Raw genomic sequence first — 5,708 nt, 5'->3', positions numbered from 1 at the left:
CGGCCAGGCAAGGTGCCGCCCGGCCGGATCGGGGCGCCGGGCGCGCCGCCGCCCCGGCAACCCGGCGCGGGCGCCCGCGCGGCCCGCGTCAGGCGACCTTCGCCGCCAGCAGGTCCTTCAGGTGGCGGTCGATCTGCGCCACCGCCGCCGGGTCGGCGCCGAACAGCGCGAGATGGCCGTCGATGGTCTCCACCGGCCGGAACTCGGCATCCGGGATCAGCCGCCACTCCGCCTGGCAGTCCGCCGGCGGGAAGAACATGTCGGTGGACATCGGGATGACGAAGGTCTTGGCGGTGATGCGGCCCAGCGCGGCGCGCAGGTCGCCGCCCGCCAGCCGCGCCACGTCGCCGCGCATCCATTTCCAGGCCATGCAGAGCAGGTTGTTGGGGTCCATGACGCTGAAATAGGCGAACATGAAGTTCACCATGAAATCCTCGATCGAGGAGAAGCCCAGCGCGCGGTAGCGCTTCGCCTGGAAGAACTCCGTGCTCCAGCCCATCACCGCCATGATCCGCGCATGCCGCAGCAGGCCTTCGCGGACATCCTCGGGGCCGCGGTAGAAGCCCTTGGCGAAGCCGGGGTCGCTGGTGATGGCCTCGCACAGCGTCTCGCCGAACAGGAAGTCGTGCTCGGTGTTGCGCGCGGTGCCGGCGATGGGCGCGGCGCGGCGCACCATCCCGGGGTAGCGCACCGCCCATTCATAGGTCTGCTGCGCGCCCATCGATCCGCCGACGACCATCGCCAGCCGCTCCACCCCCAGCACCTGGGTGACGAAGCGGTGCTGCGCCCGCACGTCGTCGCCGATGCGGATGCGCGGGAAATGCGCCGCGCCGCCCGGCGCCGGGGTGTTGGAGGGGGAGGCGGAGAGCCCGTTGCCGAGCTGGTTGACGATGACGATGCAGTATCTCTCGGGGTCGAGCGCCCGGCCCGGCCCGATGAAGACCTGCTCGAGGATCTTGTTCGTCCCGGAATACCAGGTCGGCATCAGGATGCAGTTGTCCTTCGCCGCGTTCAACCGGCCATGGGTGGCGACGGCCAGCTTGCAGTTCCGGATGGTGCCGCCTTCCTCCAGTTCGAGATTGCCGATGTCGTGCAGCTCGTAGGGGCCATGCACGTCCTGCGAGTAGTAGGAATTGCCCATCGCTCTCTCCCGCGTCTGCGTCCCGGCGGCGCGTGTTCGCTTCTCCGGCCCCGCGGTCATCGGGGCCGCGCATATCCGGCGGCGCCGGTCCAGGCCGCCGCGCCTGCGGCCCGGCGGCCATCGGGGCCGCTCAGGCCAGCGCGAAGCCCGGATAGCCCTTGACCGCGATCTCCTCGCAGCGCTTGCGGTAGCCGCCGATGCCGGCGGGGTCGAGATAGGGCAGGAAGGTCCGCGGCTTGCCGGGGATGTTGGCGCCCATGTACCAGGAATTGGCGGTGGGGAAGAGCGTGCCGCTGATCGTCTCCTGCACGTGCCGGCCCCAATCCTCCTGCGCCGCCGGCTCGGCCTCGATCCGCCTGCGGCCCTGCGCCCGCATCGCCGCGATGCAGTCGGTGATCCACTCCACATGCTGCTCGATCGCCACGGGCATGTTGGTGAGCACCGAGGGGCTCTGCGGCCCGGTGATGGTGAACAGGTTGGGGAAGCCCGCGACCGCGATGCCGAGATAGGTGTGCGGCCCGTCCCGCCACGCCTCCTCCAGCCGCAGGCCGCCGCGGCCGCGCAGGTTCAGCGCGGTCAGCGGGCCGGTCATGGCGTCGAAGCCGGTGGCGAAGACGATGATGTCCACCGGGTGGTCGCGGCCGCCGGCGCGGATGCCGGTCTCCGTCACCTCCTCGATCGCGCCGTCCAGCGCCGCGTCCACCAGCAGCACGTTCTCCTTGTTGAAGGTCTCGTAGTAGTGGGAATCGAGCGGCTGCCGCTTGGTGCCGTAGTAGTGGCTGCGCGGGATCAGCCGTTCCGCCACCGCCGGGTCCTTCACCGTGCGGCGGATGCGGCGGCGCAGGTAGTCGGCGCAGACCTCGTTCGCCTCGGGGCTCGACAGCATGTCCTGGAAATTGCCGATCCAGAAGGCGAAGCCGCCCTTATCCCACATGGCGTCGAAGATCCGCTCGCGCTCCTCCGCGCTGACGTCGAAGACGGATTTCTCGATCGGCCAGTGTTCCTGCCCGAAGGGGGATTCGCGGATCCGCTGGACGATCTGGTCGTATTCGGCCTTGCGCCGCGCCACCACGTCCGGGTCCACCTTGCCGTTGCGCGCCGGCACGCAGTAGTTGGCGGTGCGCTGAAAGACGGTCAGGTGCCGGGCCTGCTGCGCGATGACGGGAATGGCCTGCACTGCGGTCGCGCCGGTGCCCACCACCGCCACGCGCTTGCCGGTGAAGTCGACGCCGCCCTTGGGGAAGGCGCTGGTGTGGTACCAGCGGCCCTGGAAGCGATCGAGGCCCCGCACGCCGGGGATGTTGCGGGTGGACAGCGTGCCGACGGCGGTGACCAGGAAGCGGGCCGTCACCGGCTCCCCCCGGTCGGTGCGGATGGTCCAGAGGTCGCGGGCCTCGTCGAACGCGGCGCCGGTCACCCGCGTGTTGAAGCGCATGTCGCGCTTCAGGTCGTGCCGCTTCGCCACATGCTCGAGGTAGCGGAGGATCTCCGGCTGCTCGGGGTAGCGCTCCGACCACTCCCAGTCCTGCAGCAGCTGCCGGTCCCAGGTGAAGCAGTAGATGTAGCTGTCGGAATCGCAGCGCGCGCCGGGGTAGCGGTTCCAGTACCAGGTGCCGCCCACCGTCTCCCCGGCCTCGTAGACCCGGACCTTCAGGCCAAGCCGGTCGCGCAGCGACTTCAGCGCGTGCATGCCGGAGAACCCGGCGCCGATGACGACGACGTCGAGGTCCGGCCCCGACGCCAGGCCATTCTGGGCCCCGTTCTGGGCCATGCGGCATCCCTCCCCCTGCGGCCCGCCGGTTGGCCCGGGGGCGATGCCGGAAGTTTCCGCAGGCAGGGCCGCCGATGCAAGCATCACGTGTGCGTATTTCGATCACGCACGCATAAGTCGTTACCGCCGCGGTCCGTCCGGCCCGTCCGCGGCATCCTCGTCATATCCCCGCCGGCGGCTGTAGAGCATCAGCGCGACCAGCCCGCCGGCCAGCAGCAGGGTGAAGGTCGCGCCCAGCAGCAGCGCGACCAGGCCGTGGACGCCGATGGGCACGTCGCCGGCGGCGCCCCAGGCCTTCACCGAGGCATAGACGGCCACCCCCAGCGCCGCGAGCAGCAGGCCGAAGCCGAGCAGGCGCGGCACCGCTACAGCATCGCCAGGGAACGCTTGCGGGTCGGCGGCGGGAAGGCGGCGTCGAGCGCCGCCAGGTCCTCCGGCGCCAGCCGCAGGTCGCGCGCCGCGGCATTCTGCCGCACATGGTCGGGGTCGGCCGCCTTGGGGATGCTGATCACGCCGGGGCCGCGCAGCGTCCAGGCCAGCGCCGCCTGGGCCGGCGTCACGCCATGCCGCGCCGCCACCCGCTTCAGCGCCGCGTCGCGCAGCAGCGACCCGCCCTGCCCGACGGGCGAATAGGCCATCAGCGGCATGCCCCGCTGGCGGCAGAAGGGCAGCAGGTCGAACTCGATGCCCCGCGCCTCCAGGTTGTACAGCACCTGGTCGGCGGCGCAGCCGGCCAGGGCCGGGCCCAGCTCCTCCAGGTCGTCCACATCCAGGTTGGACACGCCCCAGCGCAGGATCTTTCCAGCCGCGCGCATCCGCTCCATCGCCTCGACCGTATCGGAAAGCGGGATGGAGCCGCGCCAGTGCAGCAGATAGAGATCCAGCCGGTCGGTCCTCAGGCGCTGCAGGCTGCGCCCCAGCGCCTGCTCCAGCTTCCGGCCGCCGGCATTGTGCGGATAGACCTTGGAGACGAGGAAGACCTCCTCCCGCCGGCCGGCCATGGCCTCGGCCACCACCTCCTCGGCCCCGCCCTCGGCATACATCTCGGCGGTGTCGATCAGGGTCATCCCCAGGTCGAGCCCGAGGCGGAGCGCCCGCGCCTCCGCCGCCCGGTCCGACCGGCGTTCCCCCATGTGCCAGGTGCCCTGGCCCAGCGCCGGGACCTCGGTGCCGTCCGGCAGGATCACAACCGTCATTCCACCCCCTCCCCTGCTGCCGGTATCATCGGCGGCATGACGCGCCCCGCAAGCCTCGCCCTCGCCCTCATCCTGCCGCTCCTGCCCCTGCCTGCCGGCGCCGCCGCCCAGCCGGTGGAGGAGATCGGCGCCTGGCGCCTGGCCTGCCAGCAGGACCGGATGACCGATCGCGCCGCCTGCAGCCTGCGCCACCGGGACTGGGTGGAGCGGCCCGCCGCCGGCACGCCCGGCCTGGCGCTGGAGGTGATCGACCGGCGGGGCCGCCTGGTTCCCGCGGTGACCGCGCGCGAATTGACGATCGAGGGCGCGACGCGCGGCCTGCTGGCCCTGACCGGCACGGCGCAGTTGCGCTTCCCGCCCAACCGGCTGTTCGAGATGCCCTGCGGGCTGGAGGGGCGGAGCGTGGTCTGCGCCCCGCGGCCGGAGGATGCGGCGCGGGCGGAGCAGGAATTGCTCGCCGCCGGCACGGCGCTGGTGCGCATCGTCGGCGGCACCGGCCAGAGCAGCACGGCGGAGCCCACGGAGCTGCGCCTGGCCGGCACGCGCGACGCGCTGGCCCGCTTCGCGCGGGAAGCGCCGCCGGATGCGGCGCGGGAGCCGGAGGGGTTCGACGGGCGCGAGATGCTGCAGCGGATGTTCCGCTTCTTCGGCACCAACTGAGGATGCCGGCCGCGCTGCCGCCCGCGGGGTCCGGCACCCCCGCACGGGCCGCGATGCCAAGCCGCGCGATCCGGGGGCCTGCCGCCGCCTGGCGGGCGGCGGCCGCGGCGGGCCGAGCCCTCCTCGACCCCTGGCGATGACCACGGAACGCCCCCTCGCCGATCTCCTCGGCGCCGTCGCCGCCGGCGACCGCGCCGCGCTGCGCATGGTCTATGACCGGCAATCGGTGCGCCTGTTCGGCATCGCCAACGCCATCCTGCGCGACCGCGACGCCGCCGCCGATGCGCTGCAGGACGCCTTCCTGAAGGTCAGCGAGCGCGCCGGCCAGTTCGACGCGGTGCGCGGCGAGGCCTCGGCCTGGCTGGCCGGCATCACCCGGCATGCCGCGCTCGACATCGCCCGCCGGCGCGGCCGGGAATTGCCGACCGACGATCCCGCGCTCGGCGACACGCCGGTGGAGCCGGAGGCGCTCGAGGCCGTCGCCGCCGGCGCCGAGGGGCGGCGCCTGCGCGACTGCCTGGCGGCGCTCGATGAGAAGAACCGCCGCGGCATCCTGCTCGCCTTCGTGCATGGGCTGTCGCATGCGCAGGTGGCGGCGCGGCTCGGCCTGCCGCTGGGGACGGTGAAGGCCTGGATCCGCCGCGGCCTGCTGCAGCTGCGGGAGTGCCTGGCATGATCCCGCAGGACCCGGAGGAGCGCGAGGCGCTGGCCGGCGAATACGTGCTCGGCACCCTCGATGCCCGGCAGGCGGCCGAGGTCGCGGCGGCGCTGCCGGAGGATGCCGCGTTGCGCGCCGCGGTCGTGGCCTGGGAGGCGCGGCTGGCGCCGCTCACCGCGCTCGCCCCGCCGGAGGCGCCGCCGCCCGGCCTCTGGGACCGGATCGAGGCGGCGCTGCCCGGCGCCGCCGCCCCGGTCCGGCCCCTGCCCGCCCGCCGGCCCG

At 73.1% G+C, this 5,708-nt stretch carries 6 protein-coding genes and 1 pseudogene; 3 read left to right on the top strand and 4 right to left on the bottom strand.

Features of this window, described 5'->3' with window-relative positions; all coding sequences use genetic code 11:
* Positions 1–88 precede the first annotated feature (88 nt).
* The 4 genes from E2C05_RS28040 to E2C05_RS28025 all read right to left on the bottom strand — a co-directional run bounded on the left by E2C05_RS28040 (position 89) and on the right by E2C05_RS28025 (position 4,108).
* Positions 89–1,141, bottom strand: coding sequence for an alpha/beta fold hydrolase (locus E2C05_RS28040; RefSeq protein ID WP_133222939.1), 1,053 nt, complete (start codon positions 1,139–1,141; stop codon positions 89–91).
* A gap of 130 nt (positions 1,142–1,271) precedes the next feature.
* Positions 1,272–2,912, bottom strand: a complete 1,641-nt coding sequence (locus E2C05_RS28035; protein ID WP_133222938.1) for a flavin-containing monooxygenase — start codon at positions 2,910–2,912, stop codon at positions 1,272–1,274.
* Positions 2,913–3,032: 120 nt separating this feature from the next.
* Complete coding sequence (locus E2C05_RS28030; protein ID WP_133222937.1) at positions 3,033–3,275, bottom strand: hypothetical protein; 243 nt, start codon at positions 3,273–3,275, stop codon at positions 3,033–3,035.
* 2 nt (positions 3,276–3,277) lie between these two features.
* Positions 3,278–4,108: an aldo/keto reductase gene (locus tag E2C05_RS28025; protein WP_133222936.1), complete on the bottom strand. Its 831-nt coding sequence runs from the start codon at positions 4,106–4,108 to the stop codon at positions 3,278–3,280.
* Between the two features lie 36 nt (positions 4,109–4,144).
* Between E2C05_RS28025 and E2C05_RS28020 the strand changes: the two genes are divergently transcribed.
* The 3 genes and pseudogenes from E2C05_RS28020 to E2C05_RS28010 form a co-directional block, all read left to right on the top strand.
* Complete coding sequence (locus E2C05_RS28020) at positions 4,145–4,768, top strand: hypothetical protein (protein WP_133222935.1); 624 nt, start codon at positions 4,145–4,147, stop codon at positions 4,766–4,768.
* 136 nt (positions 4,769–4,904) lie between these two features.
* Entirely contained in the window at positions 4,905–5,444 is a 540-nt protein-coding gene (locus E2C05_RS28015; RefSeq protein WP_133222934.1) for a sigma-70 family RNA polymerase sigma factor, read from the top strand.
* Positions 5,441–5,708 (top strand): annotated as a pseudogene (locus E2C05_RS28010) (hypothetical protein); the annotation flags it as partial. The gene E2C05_RS28015 and the pseudogene E2C05_RS28010, both read left to right, overlap by 4 nt.

The sequence above is a fragment of the Paracraurococcus ruber genome (assembly GCF_004353985.1).
GTDB classification, from domain to species: Bacteria; Pseudomonadota; Alphaproteobacteria; order Acetobacterales; family Acetobacteraceae; genus Paracraurococcus; species Paracraurococcus ruber.
This window is presented reverse-complemented; position numbering and strand designations above follow the sequence as displayed.